General features: G+C 34.0%; 20 protein-coding genes and 1 tRNA gene. 20 read left to right on the top strand and 1 reads right to left on the bottom strand.

Going from position 1 to position 19,198, the window contains the following annotated elements; translation table 11 throughout:
• The first annotated feature begins 686 nt into the window (after positions 1 to 686).
• The 14 genes from CLOLE_RS04575 to CLOLE_RS04640 all read left to right on the top strand — a co-directional run bounded on the left by CLOLE_RS04575 (position 687) and on the right by CLOLE_RS04640 (position 11,096).
• A complete protein-coding gene (locus CLOLE_RS04575; protein WP_013655914.1) occupies positions 687 to 1,346 on the top strand; it encodes an amino acid ABC transporter permease in 660 nt (219 codons plus the stop codon).
• A complete protein-coding gene (locus CLOLE_RS04580) occupies positions 1,327 to 2,004 on the top strand; it encodes an amino acid ABC transporter permease (RefSeq protein ID WP_013655915.1) in 678 nt (225 codons plus the stop codon). The genes CLOLE_RS04575 and CLOLE_RS04580 overlap by 20 nt, the downstream gene beginning before the upstream one ends.
• Before the next feature lie 12 nt (positions 2,005 to 2,016).
• Positions 2,017 to 2,772: an amino acid ABC transporter ATP-binding protein gene (locus CLOLE_RS04585; RefSeq protein ID WP_013655916.1), complete on the top strand. Its 756-nt coding sequence runs from the start codon at positions 2,017 to 2,019 to the stop codon at positions 2,770 to 2,772.
• Positions 2,769 to 3,635 carry a cysteine ABC transporter substrate-binding protein gene (locus tag CLOLE_RS04590; RefSeq protein ID WP_013655917.1) on the top strand — a complete coding sequence of 289 codons (867 nt, stop codon included), beginning with the start codon at positions 2,769 to 2,771 and terminating at the stop codon, positions 3,633 to 3,635. The genes CLOLE_RS04585 and CLOLE_RS04590 overlap by 4 nt, the downstream gene beginning before the upstream one ends.
• A gap of 187 nt (positions 3,636 to 3,822) precedes the next feature.
• The gene (locus CLOLE_RS04595; RefSeq protein ID WP_013655918.1) at positions 3,823 to 5,115 is read left to right on the top strand and encodes a Na+/H+ antiporter NhaC family protein; all 1,293 of its coding nucleotides are present in this window, start codon (positions 3,823 to 3,825) and stop codon (positions 5,113 to 5,115) included.
• 149 nt (positions 5,116 to 5,264) lie between these two features.
• Positions 5,265 to 6,032: a sulfite exporter TauE/SafE family protein gene (locus CLOLE_RS04600; protein WP_013655919.1), complete on the top strand. Its 768-nt coding sequence runs from the start codon at positions 5,265 to 5,267 to the stop codon at positions 6,030 to 6,032.
• A gap of 38 nt (positions 6,033 to 6,070) precedes the next feature.
• Positions 6,071 to 6,418, top strand: a complete 348-nt coding sequence (locus tag CLOLE_RS04605; protein WP_013655920.1) for a zinc-ribbon domain-containing protein — start codon at positions 6,071 to 6,073, stop codon at positions 6,416 to 6,418.
• A 277-nt stretch (positions 6,419 to 6,695) separates the two neighbouring features.
• On the top strand, positions 6,696 to 7,001 hold the full coding sequence (locus CLOLE_RS04610) for a hypothetical protein (protein ID WP_013655921.1): 306 nt from the start codon (positions 6,696 to 6,698) through the stop codon (positions 6,999 to 7,001).
• Positions 7,002 to 7,036: 35 nt separating this feature from the next.
• Entirely contained in the window at positions 7,037 to 7,963 is a 927-nt protein-coding gene (locus CLOLE_RS04615) for a polysaccharide deacetylase family protein (RefSeq protein WP_013655922.1), read from the top strand.
• Between the two features lie 124 nt (positions 7,964 to 8,087).
• The gene (locus CLOLE_RS04620; RefSeq protein ID WP_013655923.1) at positions 8,088 to 8,285 is read left to right on the top strand and encodes a hypothetical protein; all 198 of its coding nucleotides are present in this window, start codon (positions 8,088 to 8,090) and stop codon (positions 8,283 to 8,285) included.
• A gap of 109 nt (positions 8,286 to 8,394) precedes the next feature.
• On the top strand, positions 8,395 to 9,123 hold the full coding sequence (locus tag CLOLE_RS04625) for a glycerophosphodiester phosphodiesterase (protein ID WP_013655924.1): 729 nt from the start codon (positions 8,395 to 8,397) through the stop codon (positions 9,121 to 9,123).
• Between the two features lie 239 nt (positions 9,124 to 9,362).
• The gene (locus CLOLE_RS04630) at positions 9,363 to 10,244 is read left to right on the top strand and encodes a DUF3881 family protein (RefSeq protein ID WP_013655925.1); all 882 of its coding nucleotides are present in this window, start codon (positions 9,363 to 9,365) and stop codon (positions 10,242 to 10,244) included.
• Positions 10,245 to 10,305: 61 nt separating this feature from the next.
• A tRNA-Arg gene (locus tag CLOLE_RS04635) sits at positions 10,306 to 10,379 on the top strand.
• A gap of 231 nt (positions 10,380 to 10,610) precedes the next feature.
• The gene (locus tag CLOLE_RS04640) at positions 10,611 to 11,096 is read left to right on the top strand and encodes a hypothetical protein (protein ID WP_013655926.1); all 486 of its coding nucleotides are present in this window, start codon (positions 10,611 to 10,613) and stop codon (positions 11,094 to 11,096) included.
• A gap of 100 nt (positions 11,097 to 11,196) precedes the next feature.
• On the opposite strand, the gene CLOLE_RS04645 is transcribed toward CLOLE_RS04640, so the two are convergent.
• The gene (locus tag CLOLE_RS04645; protein ID WP_013655927.1) at positions 11,197 to 12,252 is read right to left on the bottom strand and encodes an FAD:protein FMN transferase; all 1,056 of its coding nucleotides are present in this window, start codon (positions 12,250 to 12,252) and stop codon (positions 11,197 to 11,199) included.
• Positions 12,253 to 12,487: 235 nt separating this feature from the next.
• Here CLOLE_RS04645 and CLOLE_RS04650 point away from each other — a divergent pair, with 235 nt between their 5' ends.
• The 6 genes from CLOLE_RS04650 to CLOLE_RS04675 all read left to right on the top strand — a co-directional run bounded on the left by CLOLE_RS04650 (position 12,488) and on the right by CLOLE_RS04675 (position 19,140).
• Positions 12,488 to 14,371: an FAD-dependent oxidoreductase gene (locus CLOLE_RS04650; protein ID WP_013655928.1), complete on the top strand. Its 1,884-nt coding sequence runs from the start codon at positions 12,488 to 12,490 to the stop codon at positions 14,369 to 14,371.
• A gap of 81 nt (positions 14,372 to 14,452) precedes the next feature.
• A complete protein-coding gene (locus tag CLOLE_RS04655; protein WP_013655929.1) occupies positions 14,453 to 14,836 on the top strand; it encodes a NusG domain II-containing protein in 384 nt (127 codons plus the stop codon).
• A gap of 10 nt (positions 14,837 to 14,846) precedes the next feature.
• Positions 14,847 to 15,389, top strand: coding sequence for a Gx transporter family protein (locus tag CLOLE_RS04660; protein WP_013655930.1), 543 nt, complete (start codon positions 14,847 to 14,849; stop codon positions 15,387 to 15,389).
• The gene (locus CLOLE_RS04665) at positions 15,389 to 16,354 is read left to right on the top strand and encodes a polyprenyl synthetase family protein (RefSeq protein WP_013655931.1); all 966 of its coding nucleotides are present in this window, start codon (positions 15,389 to 15,391) and stop codon (positions 16,352 to 16,354) included. The genes CLOLE_RS04660 and CLOLE_RS04665 overlap by 1 nt, the downstream gene beginning before the upstream one ends.
• A gap of 256 nt (positions 16,355 to 16,610) precedes the next feature.
• The gene (locus CLOLE_RS04670; protein ID WP_013655932.1) at positions 16,611 to 17,321 is read left to right on the top strand and encodes a hypothetical protein; all 711 of its coding nucleotides are present in this window, start codon (positions 16,611 to 16,613) and stop codon (positions 17,319 to 17,321) included.
• A gap of 103 nt (positions 17,322 to 17,424) precedes the next feature.
• Complete coding sequence (locus CLOLE_RS04675; protein WP_162145066.1) at positions 17,425 to 19,140, top strand: FUSC family protein; 1,716 nt, start codon at positions 17,425 to 17,427, stop codon at positions 19,138 to 19,140.
• The last annotated feature ends 58 nt before the right edge of the window (positions 19,141 to 19,198 follow it).

The raw sequence follows: 19,198 nt of genomic DNA on the forward strand, positions 1-19,198 counted from the left end.
ACAAGTCTAGGTCTTTTTTGGTTACAGTCTCATGGGAGAAACTCACATAGCCTTCCTAATTGGCCTAATTCTAGGCATAAAATGGCTCCTCAGCATGTTTATGTAGTTAGAAACAGGCATTAAGGATAGCTATTAAAGTTAAACCAATGAGTGAGGAGCTCCTATAGTCTTAGCCGGTGCACCCTTATGATAGGAAACTAAGACTTTAAGACTCTGATTTAGAACTTTATTTGGTACTACTAGATGTAAAAATGTATTTAGCAACTTATAGATGGACCTCTACTGCTAGCGCGTCAAGTTGATGCTACCTAGACTAAAGCCGAGGAAGTTGCTTATTTTGTTTTACATCTATGTATATGTGATGAACCAGGGGAATCCCTAATGAAAATTAAAAAATTTTAAAAATCAATTGTATGCGGTAAAAAGTCTAGTATCTGTCCACAACATAAAAAAGAAAAGTGTAGGGCGTATGTGGACACAAAAAAAGGAAAAGACATCGAAAAACTAGTAAAAATATTAAGAAATAAAGTCATTAATAAGATTGTCCATTTCATAGAATTGATATGGAATAAGGTTTAGTTAAATCTAAAAATATTGACAAAGTAAAAATAATAAGAGTATACTGAATAAAATAAAAAACAAAACAAATAGGAATACTAGGAAATGAAATCAAAGGAGGGACGAAGATGGATATAAGTGCTATAGAAAGATATGTTCCCTTGTACGTTGAAGCAGCTAAACTGACTTTAACCTTAGGAGGAGTAGGAATTGTTCTAGCTGTTCTAGTAGGGTTTATATGTGCCATGATTAGATACTATAAGATTCCAATTGCGAAGCAAGTGGTGGGAGCTTACATAGAATTATCTAGAAATACACCCTTACTAATACAACTTTTCTTTTTATACTATGGGTTACCAAAGTTGGGAGTAAAGATAAGTGCGGAAACCTGTGCAGTGATAGGACTAACTTTTCTAGGTGGAAGCTATATGGCGGAAGCCTTCAGATCAGGATTAGAAGCTGTTAGTAAGTCTCAAATTGAATCAGGCTTAAGTATCGGACTAAATGAATGGCAACTGATACAACATGTTATTTTACCTCAAGCGTTTGCAGTTGCTATGCCAGGTATAGGTGCTAATATTATTTTTTTATTAAAGGAAACATCTATATTTAGTGCAGTTGCTTTAGCTGATTTAATGTTTGTTGCTAAAGATTTAATTGGTATGTATTACAAGACAGATGAAGCCCTTTTTCTATTAGTGATTGCATATTTAATTATTTTATTGCCACTTTCCATATTATTTACTTGGATTGAAAGGAGGATGAGATATGCAGGATTTGGGAATTAACGTGCTTTTCCAAGGCAGGAACCTGATTAGACTTATAGGTGGCTTGGGAGTAGCTATGAAAGTAGCGCTCATTGCAATGATTTTATCTGGTGTACTGGGTATTGTGTTAGGCATATTGATGACTTCCAAGCACAAGGCAGTAAAAGTGATTTGTAGGATTTATTTAGAAGCTATTCGAATTATTCCTATCTTGGTATGGCTTTTTATCTTTTATTTTGGTTTAACAAAGCTCATTGGTTATCATATAGAGGCAGAGATTATTTCGATTATTGTCTTTACTTTATGGGGAACAGCTGAGATGGGAGATATAGTAAGAGGAGCCATTACTTCCATGCCTAAGGCACAAAGTGATAGTGGCAGGGCTATTGGGTTAAGCGAAATTCAAATTTATCGTTATATTATCATCCCACAAGCTATAAGAAGAATGCTGCCGACAGCTATTAACTTAGCAACTCGTATGGTTAAAACTACTTCGTTAATTGTACTAATTGGTGTTGTAGAGGTATTGAAGGTAGGTCAACAGATTATAGAAGCCTCAATTTTAAAAGTGCCTAGTGCTCCTCTGTGGGTATATGGCTTTATCTTTATCTTGTATTTTATTATTTGTTACCCCATTTCTATTTTCTCTAAAAAATTAGAAATGAAGTGGCAATCATAAGGAGACATACATATGGCAGAAATGTTATTAGAAATAGAACACTTATATAAAAGTTATGATAACAATCCACCTGTTTTAAAGGATATTTCTTTTCAAATTCAAAAGGGAGAAGTAATTGTCATCTTAGGACCATCAGGATGTGGAAAAAGTACCTTATTACGCTGCTTAAATGGTTTAGAGGTTTTTCAAGCAGGAAACATTAAATTAGATGGTGAAAGTATTACTAGGAGTAAGAAGGATTGGCCCCAAATTAGGCAAAAGATTGGCATGGTATTTCAAAGTTATGATTTATTTGCGCATATGACAGTGATGGAAAACATATTATTAGGACCTATAAAAGTGCAAAAAAGGAATAAGGAAGAGGCGTCTTTGCAAGCTGAGAAATTGCTTGAACGGGTCGGATTAAGCGATAAAAAAGATGCGTATCCTCGTCAACTTTCAGGAGGACAGAAACAAAGGGTAGCTATTGTAAGAGCTCTGTGTATGAACCCGGAGATTTTACTTTTCGATGAAGTGACGGCTGCACTTGACCCAGAAATGGTAAGAGAGGTATTAGATGTTATTTTGGAACTTGCTAAAGCAGGAACAACCATGGCTATTGTGACTCATGAAATGAAATTTGCAAAGGCTGTGGCAGACCGAATTTTATTTATAGACCAAGGTGAAATTATAGAAGAAAACACACCAAAAGCGTTTTTTGAAAACCCTAGTACTTTAAGAGCAAAACAATTTTTAAATATCTTTAATTTTGAGGAGGAAACAAAATGAAACAACGTTTAAGAGTATTAAGTATATTAGTAGGTTTATTAGTGATTTTAGGAAGTTTAACAGCTTGCTCAAATAATAAGCAGGCAAGTAGTAATGGGGAAAGTGCTTCTGGTATAGAAGCTATTAAGGAAAGAGGTAAGATAAGAATTGGCGTCTTTAGTGATAAACCACCTTTTGGTTATGTAGATGAAAATGGAGTAAACCAAGGTTATGATGTTTACTTTGCTAAGCGTATTGCTAAAGACTTATTAGGCGATGAAAATGCTGTAGAGTTTGTTTTAGTAGAAGCAGCAAGTAGGGTGGAATATCTGCAGTCAGGTAAGGTAGATATTATTTTAGCTAACTTTACAGTAACAAAAGATCGTGCTGAAGTTGTAGATTTTGCATTACCTTATATGAAGGTAGCTCTTGGTGTTGTATCACCTGATGGGGCCATTATTACAGATGTTTCTCAGCTTGAAGGAAAGCAATTAATTGTAAATAAAGGAACGACAGCAGAGACTTACTTTACAGAAAACTATCCTAATATTGAACTTCTTAAATATGATGAGAATACAGAAGCCTTTAATGCACTAAAAGATGGTAGAGGAGCTGCACTTGCACATGATAATACTTTAGTATTTGCATGGGCTATTCAAAATCCAGGTTTTACAACAGGTATTGAGTCACTGGGTGGTCTAGATACGATTGCACCTGCTGTTCAAAAGGGTAATACAGAATTACTAAACTGGATTAATGATGAAATTAAAGCCCTAGCTAAAGAGAATTTTTTCCATTCAGCTTATGAAGCTACTTTATTACCTGTTTATGGTGACAGCGTAGATCCTGAGAGCGTTGTTGTAGAAGGTGGAGAAGTTAAATAGATTAAAAATGATGATAAGTTAAAGCTTTAAAAAAGCCATTAAGTAATAGGTGATGGAAATTAAAGAAATAGGAGGAGAGACTATAGAGTTTCTCCTTTTACTATATTTTTGTGGATTATTATAAAGAAATTATGTTAATATAATGGCTATGCGACAACTATGGATATGACGAAGGAGAATAGACATCATGAAAAAAGACAATCAAAAGGGAAATCCCTTTGCACTCTTGCCGTTAGCAGTATTTCTTGTGCTCTTCCTAGGGGTTGGAATAGCTACGAAAGATTTTTATAAAATGCCTGTACTTGTAGCTTTTATTACAGCCACAGCTGTAGCACTTATGTTTAATAGGAAGGAACCATTAAATAAGAAGATAGAAGTGTTTTGTGAAGGAGCAGGGCATAGTGATATTATGATGATGTGCATCATTTTCATTTTAGCAGGGGCCTTTGCTAGTGTAGCAAAAGCCATGGGTGGTGTTGATGCTACTGTTAATTTAAGCTTATCCTTTATACCTTCTCAGTTTCTGATAGGCGGTTTATTTTTAATAGCATGTTTCATTTCACTATCAATGGGAACTTCAGTTGGAACGATTACTGCTTTAGCACCAATTGGTCTGGGAATTGCAGAAACAACAGGTATGCCTATTCCGTTAGTAATTGGTGCCATTATTGGTGGAGGAATGTTTGGCGATAACCTATCTATGATTTCAGATACTACTATTACAGCAGCACGTACACAAGGCTGTGAATTAAGAGATAAATTTAAGGTGAATTTCCTTATTGTATTGCCTGCAGCGCTCATTACTATTGTGCTATTAACTGTTATGACATGGCAGTATCATCAAGAAATACCAGGAAGATATACTTATGAGTGGGTAAAAGTACTTCCTTATGTGGCCGTTCTAGTAGGCGCATTGGCAGGTGTTAATGTATTTGTGCTATTAGCAGGTGGCACACTTTTAGCAGGTGCTGTTGGTGTACTAACAGGAAGCCTTGATTTATTTGCAGTAGTAGAAGCAGCTTCTAATGGAATGATTGGTATGGCAGAAATCGTTATTTTATCCATTATTATTGGAGGAACGCTAGAACTGATTAAGCGAAATGGTGGGATTGACTATTTGCTTGGCTTTATCAAGCGCCGTATCCATACGAAGAAAGGTGCTGAATTTGGTATTGCAGCTCTTGTAAGTTTAGTGGATATGTGTACAGCGAATAACACGATAGCTATTGTTATGGCAGGACCGCTAGCTAAAGACATTGCTGAGGAGTATGATATTGATCCAAGACGTACGGCTAGTATTTTAGATATTTTTTCAGCGTGTATTCAAGGAATTATTCCTTATGGTGCACAGCTCCTTATAGCAGCAGGTTTAGTAGGTGTATCACCTATGGAGATATTAGGTTACTTACACTATCCTATTTTAATGGGCATATGTGGAATTATTGCTATTGTAATAGGCTTTCCAAAGTTAAAAAAATAAATAAGTTATCCCCTGAGTGAGTACTAACAATTCAGGGGATTTATTTGCAATGAAATTTAAATTATTATAAATAAAAAGATTTAAAATTGAAAATAATTAAAAAATAATGTAGAATCTAAATACATATTCATGACATTAAGGAGAACTTCATGGAAGAGATAATTAAAAATTTATTCATTGTTTGCCCTCTTGTTTTTATAGCTGGTTTTGTAGATGCAGTAGCAGGTGGCGGCGGACTAATTTCTTTGCCTGCTTATATGATGACAGGAATGCCTATTCATATGGCAGCTGGTAGCAATAAATTTTCAGCTAGCTGCGGAACAATTATAGCAGCAGGTAAGTACATCAAAAGTGGTAAGATTAAGTGGAAAATAGCTATCTATTCAGCCATAGGGGCTATCATCGGTTCAACTATAGGGACTAAGCTAGCTTTGTATATTAGTGAAAAACACCTGAAGGTATTGATGCTTGTTGCTCTTCCTTTAGTAGCTCTGTTTATTATGACACAAAAAAATCTTGGGGAACAATTAGAAGAAAGAAGCTTAGGTGCAATAAAGCTTATAAGTCTATCTGGCATGATTGGAGTTATTATTGGATGCTATGATGGTTTAATTGGACCTGGAACAGGGACTTTTATGATACTTGGGTTTTCCGGATTATTGAGACTTGATTTAGTAACTTCTTCTGGATGTGCTAAAGTTTCTAACCTAGCATCTAATTTAACCTCTGTAGTACTCTATTTTATAGAAGGCAAAGTCATTTTTATCTTAGCTATTCCAGCTGCAGTCTGTAGCATCGTAGGGGCTTATATGGGGGCTAAATTTGCTATTAAGGGTGGTGCTAAAAAAGTAAGATATGTTATTTTTGTAGTGATTGGTCTACTATTTGTAAAGCTACTATATGATTTATTAATGTAAGAAAATGAGTTTTAAATAATTAAATAAGGAGTGGGAGAATGATTATATTTGGATGGGGAAAAGTAACAAAGAAGTTTTTAGGAGCGATTGGAAGATTGCAGTGTGGGAATTGTAACAATGAAGCGCAGTGGGAATTATGTGTACTTAGGGTATGGTTTACTTTGTTTTTTATTCCAGTTATTCCATATAAAACGACTTATTGCATGATGTGTCCAGTCTGTAACAGCTACATAGAAGTAAGCAAAGAGCGTTTTGAGGAATTAAAGGGTGCTTTAAGTGGTGGGATAGATGATGCGATTAAATACGCGGGGAAAACCCCTACACAAATTAGCTATTTAAAAGCCATGGAAGAACAAAGACGAAGAGAAGTAAGTGAAAAAGAATAATCTTTATAGGTTATTCTTTTTATATGAGTAACAATAGTTATAAATAGTTGTGCAAAGGCAGCTTTTGAATTCTAAGTAAGTTAATACAGAAAACGATAAATAGAGATAGATGAAACTTTTTGAGTATTTATTCTGTCTATATATAGAGAAAGTACTTTTTTTGATACATTTTTAAAACCAGGTTCAAAATAGCTATTAAATACCAAATAAATTGTTAGAGAATAAGGTTTAAAACTGTATAAAAAGATAGTATACTGGGTAATAAGGAGGGGATAATGTGAAAAGAAACAACTTGCACTTTGGAAAATCAAAAAACAGATTTTACATGACTTTATTATGGATTACTGGAGGAGCATGTGTTGTAACGAGTATTTTATTAGGAAGTTTTGTATATACTAATATGAGTCTAAATAAATATCACGTAACAATTAATCAATTATCTAGCGAACTAGATAGTATAAAAAGCATGACAGATGAGATGGTACAGCAAGAAAAAGAATATAAAAATCAGCTAGAAGGGCTTAGCCAAGAACTAGCTAAATATGAACCAATCGTCATACCAGAATCAATGAAGAGTGAATAAACATAAGTTAGCATAGGGATGTAGAAGGTGGAAAAATGGCATATAGGAAAAAGTCTCGTGTAGGGGCAACACTCGTATTTTTATTTTTATCAATATTTTTTGTATGTACAACTGGTGTGTTAGCATTTAAAATGCCCAATAAAGTACAAGAGCTTAGTGGGGTGAAGAAAGAACTTGCAGAGATTGAAGCATCTAAGGTAAGTATGCAAGCAGATTTAGAAGATTATAGTGGTAGAATTGAACAAATAAAAGAGCAAGTAGGACAAGTAAAACTAGATTTAGAAGAAGCACAAAAGAAAAATCCAGAATTAGCAAATTCTTTAGCGGGAGCAACAGAAAAATATGCTTATTTAACCTTTGATGATGGACCAAGTGATAACACTGTTAAGATTTTAGACTTCTTAAAAGCAAATCATTTAAAAGCTACCTTTTTTGTATTAGGTAAAGAAAATCAAGATGATATTTATAAGCGTATTGTAGATGAAGGACATACGCTAGCGATTCATTCTAATACCCATCAATATAATCAAATTTATACAAGCGTAGATAGTTTTATGCAAGATATTAATGCTTTATCGAATCATCTAGAAAGTGTAACAGGAGTAAAACCAGATGTCATGCGCTTTCCAGGAGGTTCCAATAATACTATTAGTATAAAACATGGTGGAAAAGATTTAATGGATCAAATTATTGCGAAGGTTAAAGAAGAAGGATTAGTTTATTTTGACTGGAATGTAGACTCTATGGATGCATCGGCTAATAAACAAGATAAAAACGTAATCGTCAATTCTGTACTAAATGGTGCAGAGGGCCAAAAGCATGCTATTATTTTAATGCATGATGCAGCACCTAAAACAACTACAGTAGAAGCATTGCCAGAAATTGTAGAAGGGCTTAGAAAACAAGGCTTTACATTTGAAAAGTTAACAAGTGAAACAGTACCTGTTCAATTCAAAAAATAATGTATATTAATAAGAAAAAAATACTGAACATCCGTCTTTAAATAAGGCGGATGTTTTTGTATATTTTTAGCTTGTTTGTCTAAAAATAAAACATAGAGGTTATAACATCTAAGGAGTTGATGATATGGCAGGATATGTTTGTAAACAATGTGGTTATCGTAAAACAAGTAGACAAGTGTTAGATTATGTATTAGAACCACCTATTTATCCGTTTATGACCACTAATTGTATACTTCCTTTTATGGCAATGGACTATATGTGGGGAAGTGAAGAAGTGTGTCCCAATTGTAAAGCAAACTACAATTGGGAGTTAATGCCATAATTTGTTTATAAGATTCTCATAAAAAAGGTTAGAAGTTATTCTAAAAATAATATATAATATGTCATGAGGGAATATTTTTTGATTGTATAGTATGAAAGGAGAGGGAACAATGAATAGAGTGTTAAATATTGCTCATAGAGGATTTAGTGGTAAGTATCCAGAAAACACTAATATCGCCTTTGCAAAAGCTTTAACTGAAGGATACTGTGATGGCATCGAAGTAGATGTGCACATGACAAAAGATGACAAGCTGGTTATTATTCACGACAGCAAATTAGACCGTACAACTACTGGTACGGGCTATATTAAAGATCATACACTTGATGAACTCCTAGAGTTTGATGCAGGCGTGAAATATGACCCTAAATATAAAGGTGAAAAAATTCTATGTATTAAATCAGCACTAGAGCTAGTGAAAAAATATAATGTTAAGCTTTATGTGGAAATCAAAGATAGTGATGAGGACTATGAAGCTATTGAAGAACAAGTTCTTGATCGTGTTAAATTAGTAGGTGCAGAGGACAAAGTTATTTTATCTTCTTATAATGTAGAAACATTAAAACGCATTAAAACTATGGCACCTAATATTCAAACGGCTTTACTTTGTAAAGAAATGCCTTTCGATATCCGTAGCTATCAATATGCAGATTCTATTTCTTGTGATTACACAAAAATAGATAAAGCTGCTATTGAAACAGTTCATAGCATTGGTAAAAAAGTAACAGTTTGGGTAGTTGATGATATAGCAGATATGAAACTTATGAAAGAATATGGTGTTGATGCAGTAATTACAAATCATCCAGATACTTTCAATGATGTTATTAACGGTTTATGCTAAGAAAAAGAGTATAGGACGTAAGAAAAGCTAGCTGGCTTTTCTTACGTCTTTTTTATGCGTTCTTTATATGCATCTTATACACTTCATGATAGGGTATATTATAGCCTTATGGGAGATATATTTATAGTAGGCCTATGGTATATAGGATAACTTCTAAAGATAGCTAGTCAATAAGGAGGGATTGCTATATAATATAGGTAGAAGATCATATAGGCAAAAGGATAGAGAGGGGGATGGATATGGAATCTCCAATTGCAGCAATAGGCTTTTCTGATATAGAAAAAAAATATAATCTTGAGAAGATTGTGAGTGGCATTCTAGATAAGCCAACGAAGCAAGTTGCAAGTCGCAAAGCAAATCAAGATATTATCGCAGAGTATTTAAAAGAATTTGGAAAAGATATGTATGTCATGGTTAGGATTGTCGTAAGGGCAGACCAAAAAGATACTAAGCTTGAAATAGAACAGTGTGAACCTTATTTAAGTAGTCATTATACCGTAAAAGTAGAAGATCTTAGTGTAGAATGCATAGACGACGAGTATAATTATTATGCTATTTGTGAAGAAGCAGAGACAGGCATGCAATTCATTTTTTGGCTACAAAATGTAGTAGAATATACAGAAGCAGTAGAAATGATGCAGACTTTTAATGAAGTTCAGATTGCAGCACTTGCCATGGAAGGTACTGTTGTGCTTCCTATTGAAAAAGATGAGGAAGATGAGGCTGTAGAAAAAGAAGAAAGAGAAAAAATTAAAGTGATGCTTCAAAAAGCTAGAGAAGGCGATGAAGATGCTAGAGCTAAATTAGAAGAAGAAGAAAAAGAGTTAGATGATCAATTAAAAGAGCGTATGTTTGAAGAAGATTTCCTTTCTATTATGAGCGGTTATTTTGTACCGACTACTTTGGTAGATGCTACGTATGCTATATTAGGAGAAATTACAGATATACAGAATAGAAAAAATACGCAAACAGGAGAAGAATCATATCTTTTCACTTTAGATGTAAATGATATGCCGCTAGAAGTCCTTATTAATAAAGCTAATCTTGTAGGATATCCAAGCATAGGTATGCGTTTTATGGGTACTTGTTGGCTACAAGGAACTATTGTGACCTCTAAATAGTACTTGACGAATAGCAAATAAAAATGTAGTATAATAATTGCGATAACTTTTAAAGTTATAGGTTTCCGTAGCTCAGTAGGATAGAGCGACCGCCTCCTAAGCGGTAGGCCGCTGGTTCGATTCCAGTCGGGAACGTATAAATGCAAAAAAACAGCTTATAGGTTTTAGCCTATAAGCTGTTTTTTTATTGTAATAAAGGTTTTAGTTAATATACAGAATGTATTTACATATTATTCATAGGATAAAAAACAAAGGTGGAGTAACTGGAAAGAAAAAATTTGATGAAAAGTCGACGTAAATATTGAAATGATACAAATATTGCTATATAATGTGGAAGTTACTATTAATATATTTTTGGAGGACAATATGAAAAAATTCGCAGTATTAGCTTTATTATTAAGCTCAATGTTAACATTAACAGCTTGTGGTTCTAAAACAGAAGCGCCAGCAGAAACACCAGTTGCTACAGAAGCGCCAGCAGCTTCAGAAACTCCAGCAACAGAAGAAGCTTTCACAGGTGAAAAAGTTGGTGAAGTAGCAGATGAAGAAGGAAAAACAGTTGCAACTGTAACATTTGAAGCTGGGACACCAGTAAGCGTTAAATTTGATTACATTAGTACAAAAGATAACTCAAGTAAATATGAAGCAGCAGCTGCTGGAACATATGACATGGGTGAAGGAAGTACACCTTGGAATGAACAAGTAGATTCACTTGCTACATTCTTAGCTGAAAATAACTTCGATTTAGAAAAAGTTACATTAACAGACGAAGATGGTCACACTGATGCTGTAACAGGTGTTTCTATCAAAGTTCCTGCTTTATTAGAAGCAGTAAAAGCTGCATTAAACTAGTAAAGACACATATAAAACTACCCTAGTATAAGAGGTTACCTCTTATACTAGGGTAGTTTTTGATTTGGTAACGGATTAAGAAACGAAGTAGTGATAGATACTAATTAGCTAAAGTAAAAGCATCATTAGTTAGGGTGAAAATATCTTTTAATCCCTCTGTGATATAGATTTTGTAATCTGTTGTTATAAAAATAGCCTCAACATCAGGTTGGCTTTCAACAAATTCAAGACCTTTTTCTATACCAAGAGCAAAGACAGAAGTAGAGAGTGCATCCCCATCTGTAGAGGATTTACTGACAATGGTTACACCAGCAATTTCATTTTCATAAGGATAACCTGTTTTAGGGTCTAGAATATGATGATACTTATGACCAGCTTCATCTTCGATGTAACGTTCATAAATACCTGATGTAACGATGGAGTGATCAGCAGTCGTTAGGCGCCCAATAATTTTACCTCTGGGATTAAAAGGATCTTGAACACCAATATTCCATAAAGAGCCATCTACTTTAGTACCTAAGGTATAAAGGTTACCACCTAAGTCTATTAAAGCATGCTGAACACCTTGTGAGCGAAGTAAGTCAGCAATTTCATCAGCGGCATAGCCTTTACCAATGCCTCCTAAATCTAACTGCATTCCCTTTTCTTTTAAATAAACAGTTGAATCTGCAGCATTTAATGTGGCTTTATCAAATCCAACTAAAGGGAGGGTCGCCTTAATTTCCTCAGGACTAGGAATCCTGGCCTCAGGGAAACCAATGTTCCAAAGTTTAACAATAGGCCCAACAGTAATATCAAATGCGCCATCAGTAAGATCACTATAAGCTAGACCTCTTTCAATTACCTTAAAAGTATCTTCATCTACTTGAACAGGTGCGATTCCAGCTTGGTTATTAATTTCATCAATTAAAGTGCCTGTTTTATTGATACTTAAGGTATCTTCTAATTCATGGAGCCTATTAGCTGCTAAATCAAGTATTTCTTCAGATTGATGGTCATAAAGAGAGATTTTAGCAACCGTCCCTAAAACAAACTCTGTACGGGATAATGGCTCGACTGTAGTAGGCGTGGCTTGATTACAGCCTGTTAAATAAATAACACCTATTAAAGAAGATAATATAAGAGACAGCCCAAATTTTTTTAAATAGTTATACATTTTTTCCTCCATTTAATGACTAAATGAAAGCTTAAAATAAGCTTTCTAGCCTGTATTATACTACAAAATAAATAGAATGGTATACGCTTACCAAGGCTAAACTGGAAAAACTATCTATTGAGAAAAATAGCAAACTAATAGTAGACTTCTTAACAAAAATTCGGTATAGTTATTATGTAAAATAAACTAAAATAATTAATTACAAAAATGAGACACATTATAAACGAGGTGAAGGATGAGTAAAGTAACGAATATCGTTATACTTGGGGCAGGTTATGCTGGAGTGCATGCCGCAAAAAAACTTGCTAAAAAGTACAAGAAAAATAACGATGTACAAATCACACTAATCGATAAAAATCCGTATCATACTCTCATGACAGAACTTCATGAGGTAGCAGGTGGCCGTGTGCCAGAAGAGTCAGTTAAGGTAGACCTTAGCCAAATCTTCCACAGAACGAAAGTAAAAGTAGTAGTAGACTATATCGATAATGTAGATATAGCTGCGCAAAAAGTAAAAACAACATATGGTGAGTATGCATATGATTACTTAATGATTGGAATGGGTAATGAACCAGCATCTTTTGGTGTACCAGGTGTTGATGAGTATGGATTTAGCCTTTGGTCTCTTGAAGATGCCCTTAAAATCCGAGAACATATTGAATACAAATTTAAAGCAGCTTCACTTGAAAGAGATGAAGCTAAAAGAAGAGAAATGCTTACTTTCGCTGTGGCAGGTTCAGGCTTCACAGGGATTGAGATGGCAGGTGAACTTCTGGAGTGGAAATCAACGCTTGCACGTGAGTATAGAGTAGATGAAAGCGAAGTATCACTTCTTGTAGTAGAAGCAGCAGGCACTATTCTTAACATGTTAGATAGAAAACAAGCTGATAAAGCTGAAAAATACATGACTAAACATGGTGTACGTATTTTAAAAGATAGCCCAATTACAGAAGTAACACCAGATGCTATTACATTAAAATCAGGTGAAGTGATTAAAACACAAACACTTATTTGGACTTGTGGTATCCAAAATAACACTGCATGCTTAGCCTATGGATTAGAAACCACTAGAGCTAACCGTCTTCAAGCTAATGAGTACATGCAATCAACTCATCATGAAAATGTATATCTAATCGGTGACTGTGCATACGTAGAAGAGGAGCCAGGTAAAGGAAATCCTCAAATTGTAGAAGCGGCAGAGCAAACAGCGACAACAGCAGTGAAAAATATTATTGCTTCTATTGAAAACAAAGAAAAAGTAAAATTCAAATCTAGTTATCATGGTTTCATGGTATCAATAGGTGGTAAATACTGTGTAGCAAATTTAATGGGTATTAAACTTTCCGGTTTCTTTGCTATGGCAGCAAAACATATTGTAAATATGATTTACTTATTTGGAATACTTAATATTCCAGCTGTATATCACTATTTACAACATGAATTCTTTGATATGAAAGAAAATAGAACGATTCTTAGAGGACACTTAGCTTCTAAAGGTAATCGTTTATGGCTCATTCCACTTAGACTTTATGTGGGCTGTGTATGGTTATTAGAAGGTCTTGCTAAACTCTGTGGTGAAGGTACATGGGAAACTGCAGTAGATGCCCTATTCCATAAAGGTGAGTGGCTATTTACAATTGGTGCAGACAGCTGGGTAAAAGCTGGTAATATCAATATGCCATTTTCATGGCTTCAAGATGGTTTAACAGGTGCTTCATCAGCAGCAGAAGGTGCAGTAGAATATGCAACACCTATTTTAAGTAGTATGCCTAAATTCTATGAATCTATTATGAAAATCATGATTCCAAATGAAACTATGGCTAATATTTTCCAAATCATGGTTGTTATTTTAGAAATTGGGATTGGACTTGCGCTTATTGCTGGTTTATTCACATGGCTTGCTTCAGCAGCATCAGTATTCATGACTATGAACTTTATACTTTCAGCTATGGCTGGATGGGATATTTTATGGTATACTTTTGGTGGAATTGCTTTAATGAGTGGTGCTGGTAGAACATTTGGTCTTGATTACTATGTAATGCCATGGATTACTAAGCTAGTAGGCAATTGGTGGATTGGTAAGAACAAGCATATTTATAAAGAAGAAAAAACTGCTTAATATAAATGATTTTATTTCGCCTTACCTTTGTGTAAGGCGAAATTTGTATGTAAAAGTTGTTGGTAAAAAGAGGGTAACGCCATGAAAAAATGGGATAAAATAATTATTGGAGTGTTATTGCTCATTTCCTTCTTACCGTATCTATTATTTAAAGTGTTTTTGTTAGGAGACTTTAATGGTACCTATGCTTATATTACGGTAGGAGGTAAGCCTTATATGGATATTCCTTTAACGGGACAAGTTACGTCTAAGGAATATACGATTAAATCGTCAATAGGAACAAATGTGTTAGTGGTAGAGAATGAAAGCATCAGAGTAGAAGAAGCAGATTGTCCAGATCATCTTTGTGAGGAGTTTGGGGCAAAAAACCAAGTTGGTGATGTGATTGTTTGTTTACCACACCAAGTTTATATAGAAATAAAGGGTACTGACCATAATAATGAAGTAGATGGCAGAATTTATTAGGAGGAGAAATATGCAAAAAACAAGACATTTAATTTATATGTCCCTCCTTGTAGCTCTTGCATTAGTGCTACATTTGATTGAAAGAAATATTCCTGTTCCTTTTATGACGCCGGGTGCTAAATTAGGCTTAGCCAATTTGATTACTGTATTAGCACTTTATACCTTACCAAAGAAAAGCGATGTTATTAAAGTGATAGTTGCTAGACTTTTTCTTAGTAGTATTTTTGGCGGAAGTGTATCGGGGCTAATGTATGGTAGTATGGGTGCAGTACTTAGTTTTTTGATTATGGTAGTGATTAAGGACGGATTAAAAGAAAAAGTAAGTATTATAGGAGTAAGTGCGGCAGGTGCAGTATTCCATAATATTGGTCAGCTCTTAGTAGCGGCATTTATTGTGAGAAATATAGGCGTTATGCTATATTTGCCATTCTTGTCCTTGGCAGGAATTGTAACTGGTATTTTTGTGGGAATGGCAGCGAATTATGTAATAGGGCACATGAATAAACTTACTATATTTAGAGATATCATGGAAATAGAAAAGAGGAATCATTAATGCATAAACTCTGGGATAGTTATCCAGAAATCAAAAAAGAGCTAGAAGTAGTTATAGACCTTATGGATGAAAATGCTTATTGCAAAGATAAGGTAATTGAAAGTTCTATTAAGGATATGATTCATTCAAATGGGAAAATGATTCGACCAGGCTTTTCTATCATTGCAGCAAAGTTTGGTGAGTACGAAGAAGAGCGAACAAGGGTGTTAGCCGCAGTCATGGAGTTTTTCCATATGGCGACACTTGTACATGATGATGTGATTGATGATGCAAAGCTTCGTAGAGGAAAAGAGACGGTCCAATCAAAATATGGGAAGGACTATGCAGTTTATATTGGTGATTATCTATTTTGTATCTGCTTTAAGCTTTTAGCAAGCACGGCCTCTCTGCAAAGCATTCAAATAGATAGTAAGGCTATGTCTAGAATTTGCTTAGGAGAAGTAGAACAACTTAACTCACGTTTTGATAAAAATGTATCAGTTAAAAATTATTTAAAGCGTGTTTCAGGAAAAACAGCAGAATTATTTTCACTAAGCCTTTATATAGGAGCTGCAGAAAGTAATTGTGATAAAAAACTGAGTAGACTATTTTGGAATATCGGACATAATATAGGAATGGCTTTTCAAATTATTGATGATATCTTAGATTATGTTAGTGATACGAATACATTAGGCAAAGATAGTGCCAATGACCTTAAGGATGGGTTGTATACCTTGCCTCTCATTTATGTGTTAGAGAAACAGCCAAAGGAGCTTTTAACTATTCTAGATAAAGAAATATATGAGGATGAAGATATTGCAGCTATTTTTAAGCTAACTCATGAATTAGGCGGAATAGAGAGTGCTAGAAACTTAGCTAAAAAATATACTGATAAAGCTTATAAATTAATAGGTCAATTACCAGATAATGAATATAAAAGCATGCTCAAGGAAATGAGTAGGGTGCTTTTAGAAAGAGCATATTAATAACTGGGTAGGAATAAATACATGAAAAGGTGTAGCAAGTTTTAAGTTTGCTACACCTTTTTTGTATTGAGACGAAATAATTATTCAGTGAATAAATTGTAGGCATTTCAAATGACTTATTAAGGAAGAGAATCATGCCTTTACTTGAAATATGGTGTATACTAAAAAGAATAGTAAGGTTTACAAAGAATAAAATACTCACTATATACGATGAGAGCCATTTAACCATTAATAAAGAAGAGAAGGGAGCATAATAATGGACAAAGTACTTTTAACTATAGACTGGGATTATTTTATTAATGTACATAGTCAGCACTATATGTCTTATAGAGAAAATCAAGTTAACTTATTAGAAGAGTGGTATAGGCGTCATTTAATTTGCTTACAAAGAAATGAACACTTGGAGAACTTTTATAATTTGACACCTTTTTACAAAACGTTTTGGAAGCAAGCTAAAAAAGCTCTGAAGCTAAAGAAGACGATAACTATTATCGTAACTGAGGGGCATGAAGAAGCCTATAAGATTGCTAAAGAGTGGGATTGCACAGAAGTATATTCTTTAGATGCTCACAGTGATTTGGGCTATGGTGGTTTGGCAGCATTAGAGTTTGAAATAAACTGTGCCAATTGGTTAGGAAAGTTACTAAAGGAAAAGTATATAAATAAGGCTAATATTATTTACAGTCCCTATACGAAAGAAGATGCAGAAGATTTTAAGGAAATAATGGATGCTTATGAAGTACACTTTCTTAGTTTAGAGGAATTATTTACAAGGGAAATAGACGTAGCAGCTATTCATATATGTCGTTCAGGTCCTTGGACTCCTCCATGGTATGACGAAGCGCTAGATGAGTTTATCAAGCAAATCAGTGAATCGCCAGTATTGCAAATAGAAGTAAAGAGAAGCTGGCAACCTAAGGCACTAAACTTAGCAGACCAAATTAATTGTTTTATGGGGATTCTTTAAAAGGTAAAAAGCTCAGAGATATAGATGTAATAAGAATAAGAATAAGATATGAAAAAATAACCAAACTATCCTTAAGAATATAAGGGTAGGAATGAAACTAATGATGAACTCTTTATTATCAAAAAGTAAAATAGATGTACCAGATACGCTTTTAAAAGGAACAGTGATGGTCTTAGTAACTTTTATAGCAGGATTTTTATTTGGAAAAAGTAGTATGATGATTGCTTTTGTTATTTTATTGGGGGCAAATACTTTTGAAAAGCAAAATTTAAGAGTACAAACAGTAAGGAAGATTGCAAAACTGATTTTAATAGATACCCTGATTGTTTGTTTAGCCTTTCTAGCATCCCAAAATAGGTGGTGGGGAATACCTATTAATATGGCTACTTTGTTTGTTATTACTTATTATTTTGTTTCACCCTATGATCAAATGGCATATAAAACCTTTATCATGCTTTATGTGTTTTCACAGTATAATACTATAGAACTTAGTGCATTACCTAGTAGGTTATTATTAGTCGTATTTGTCTTAGTGGTTATGTTGGGAACTACTTTAATTAAACAGCACAAGAATAAGGCACTTTTAGATCCCAATATCGGTAAGGCTTGGGAAGTAATTAATGAACAACTAAAGTGTATTCTAGAAGGACATTATGATGAAGCACTTAGTTCTACTTGCAATAAGTATATGAATGAAGTAGCACATAGCATTTATTTAACAGGCTATAGGCGATATTTAACCACTTATGTAGGAAAGATACAGTTTCAATTCTATATGAATATTAGCTATTTTAATGTTCTCTTAGTGCAGCTATCATGTGAGTATCAAAGAGGGCGCTTTGACAAAAAGGCATTGCAGAAACTTATAGGTATTACAGAAGTTATTGATAGCTATTTTAAAAGACAAATAACACGAACAAAAGTGATTAGAATTTTATGGCGCTTTTTAGAAGAACATAGCGTAGCTAATGGATTTGAAGAAGAAATAGTAGATATGATTTATGGGATTTATAGCAATTTCGTTGAACTAAATATTTTAGATTATAAGACAAGAGATAAACTCTATTATAATTGGCAGCGGTCTAATCTAGAGCATGTACAAATGAGTATAAAAACCATTTGCAATCCTAAGAGTATAAGCTTTAATTTTGCTATGCGTATGTCTTTTATTTTATCTGTAAGTCTATCTTTAGCAGATTTATTAGGCTTTTATAAAATCATTTGGGTGGTTATTCCCATTATTTCTATTACAGCACCTTACTATGAGGATACTATTAGGAAGAAGAAGGATAGGATAAAAAGTAATGTATTAGCAGCTATTATTGTAGGCATAGTCATTAATGTCATAGGAACCTGGTGGATTAATTTAGTACTTTTAATAGGTGGCTATTATTTGATCTATGCTTTTAATGACTATTATCGCATCTCATTCTTTTTAACTATTGTCTCCATGAGTTTATCGGCATTTAGTAGTGGGGTTAATGTCCTAGTTTTTTACCGAATCATTTATGTGATAATAGGTGCTACTGTAGCAGAGTTAAGTGCTAGGCTGGTGCCTTATAAAATAGAGGATGGTATTAAGGAGTTAATTAAGGAAATTGACAAGCTTAATACTGTATTAGAACAGCAAAGTATTGCTAGTTTAGAAGGAAAAGAAAATAAGCATTATATAAGAGATACGATTATTCATTCGGCAGTTTTATGCCAAAAACTTTCTATGAAAAATGAAAGCTACAAAGACCCTAAGGTAGCAGCCATTATTAATGTTAATACAGAATTTGCTATAAGGCTGGGCCATAAGCTTTTAAGGAATACTTAGGTGCAAGAAAAGTGAAGTAGGCAGAAGAGAAGGGATAAGCTATAATAGACTTATAGAG

Source organism: Cellulosilyticum lentocellum DSM 5427, assembly GCF_000178835.2.
Lineage (GTDB): Bacteria > Bacillota > Clostridia > Lachnospirales > Cellulosilyticaceae > Cellulosilyticum > Cellulosilyticum lentocellum.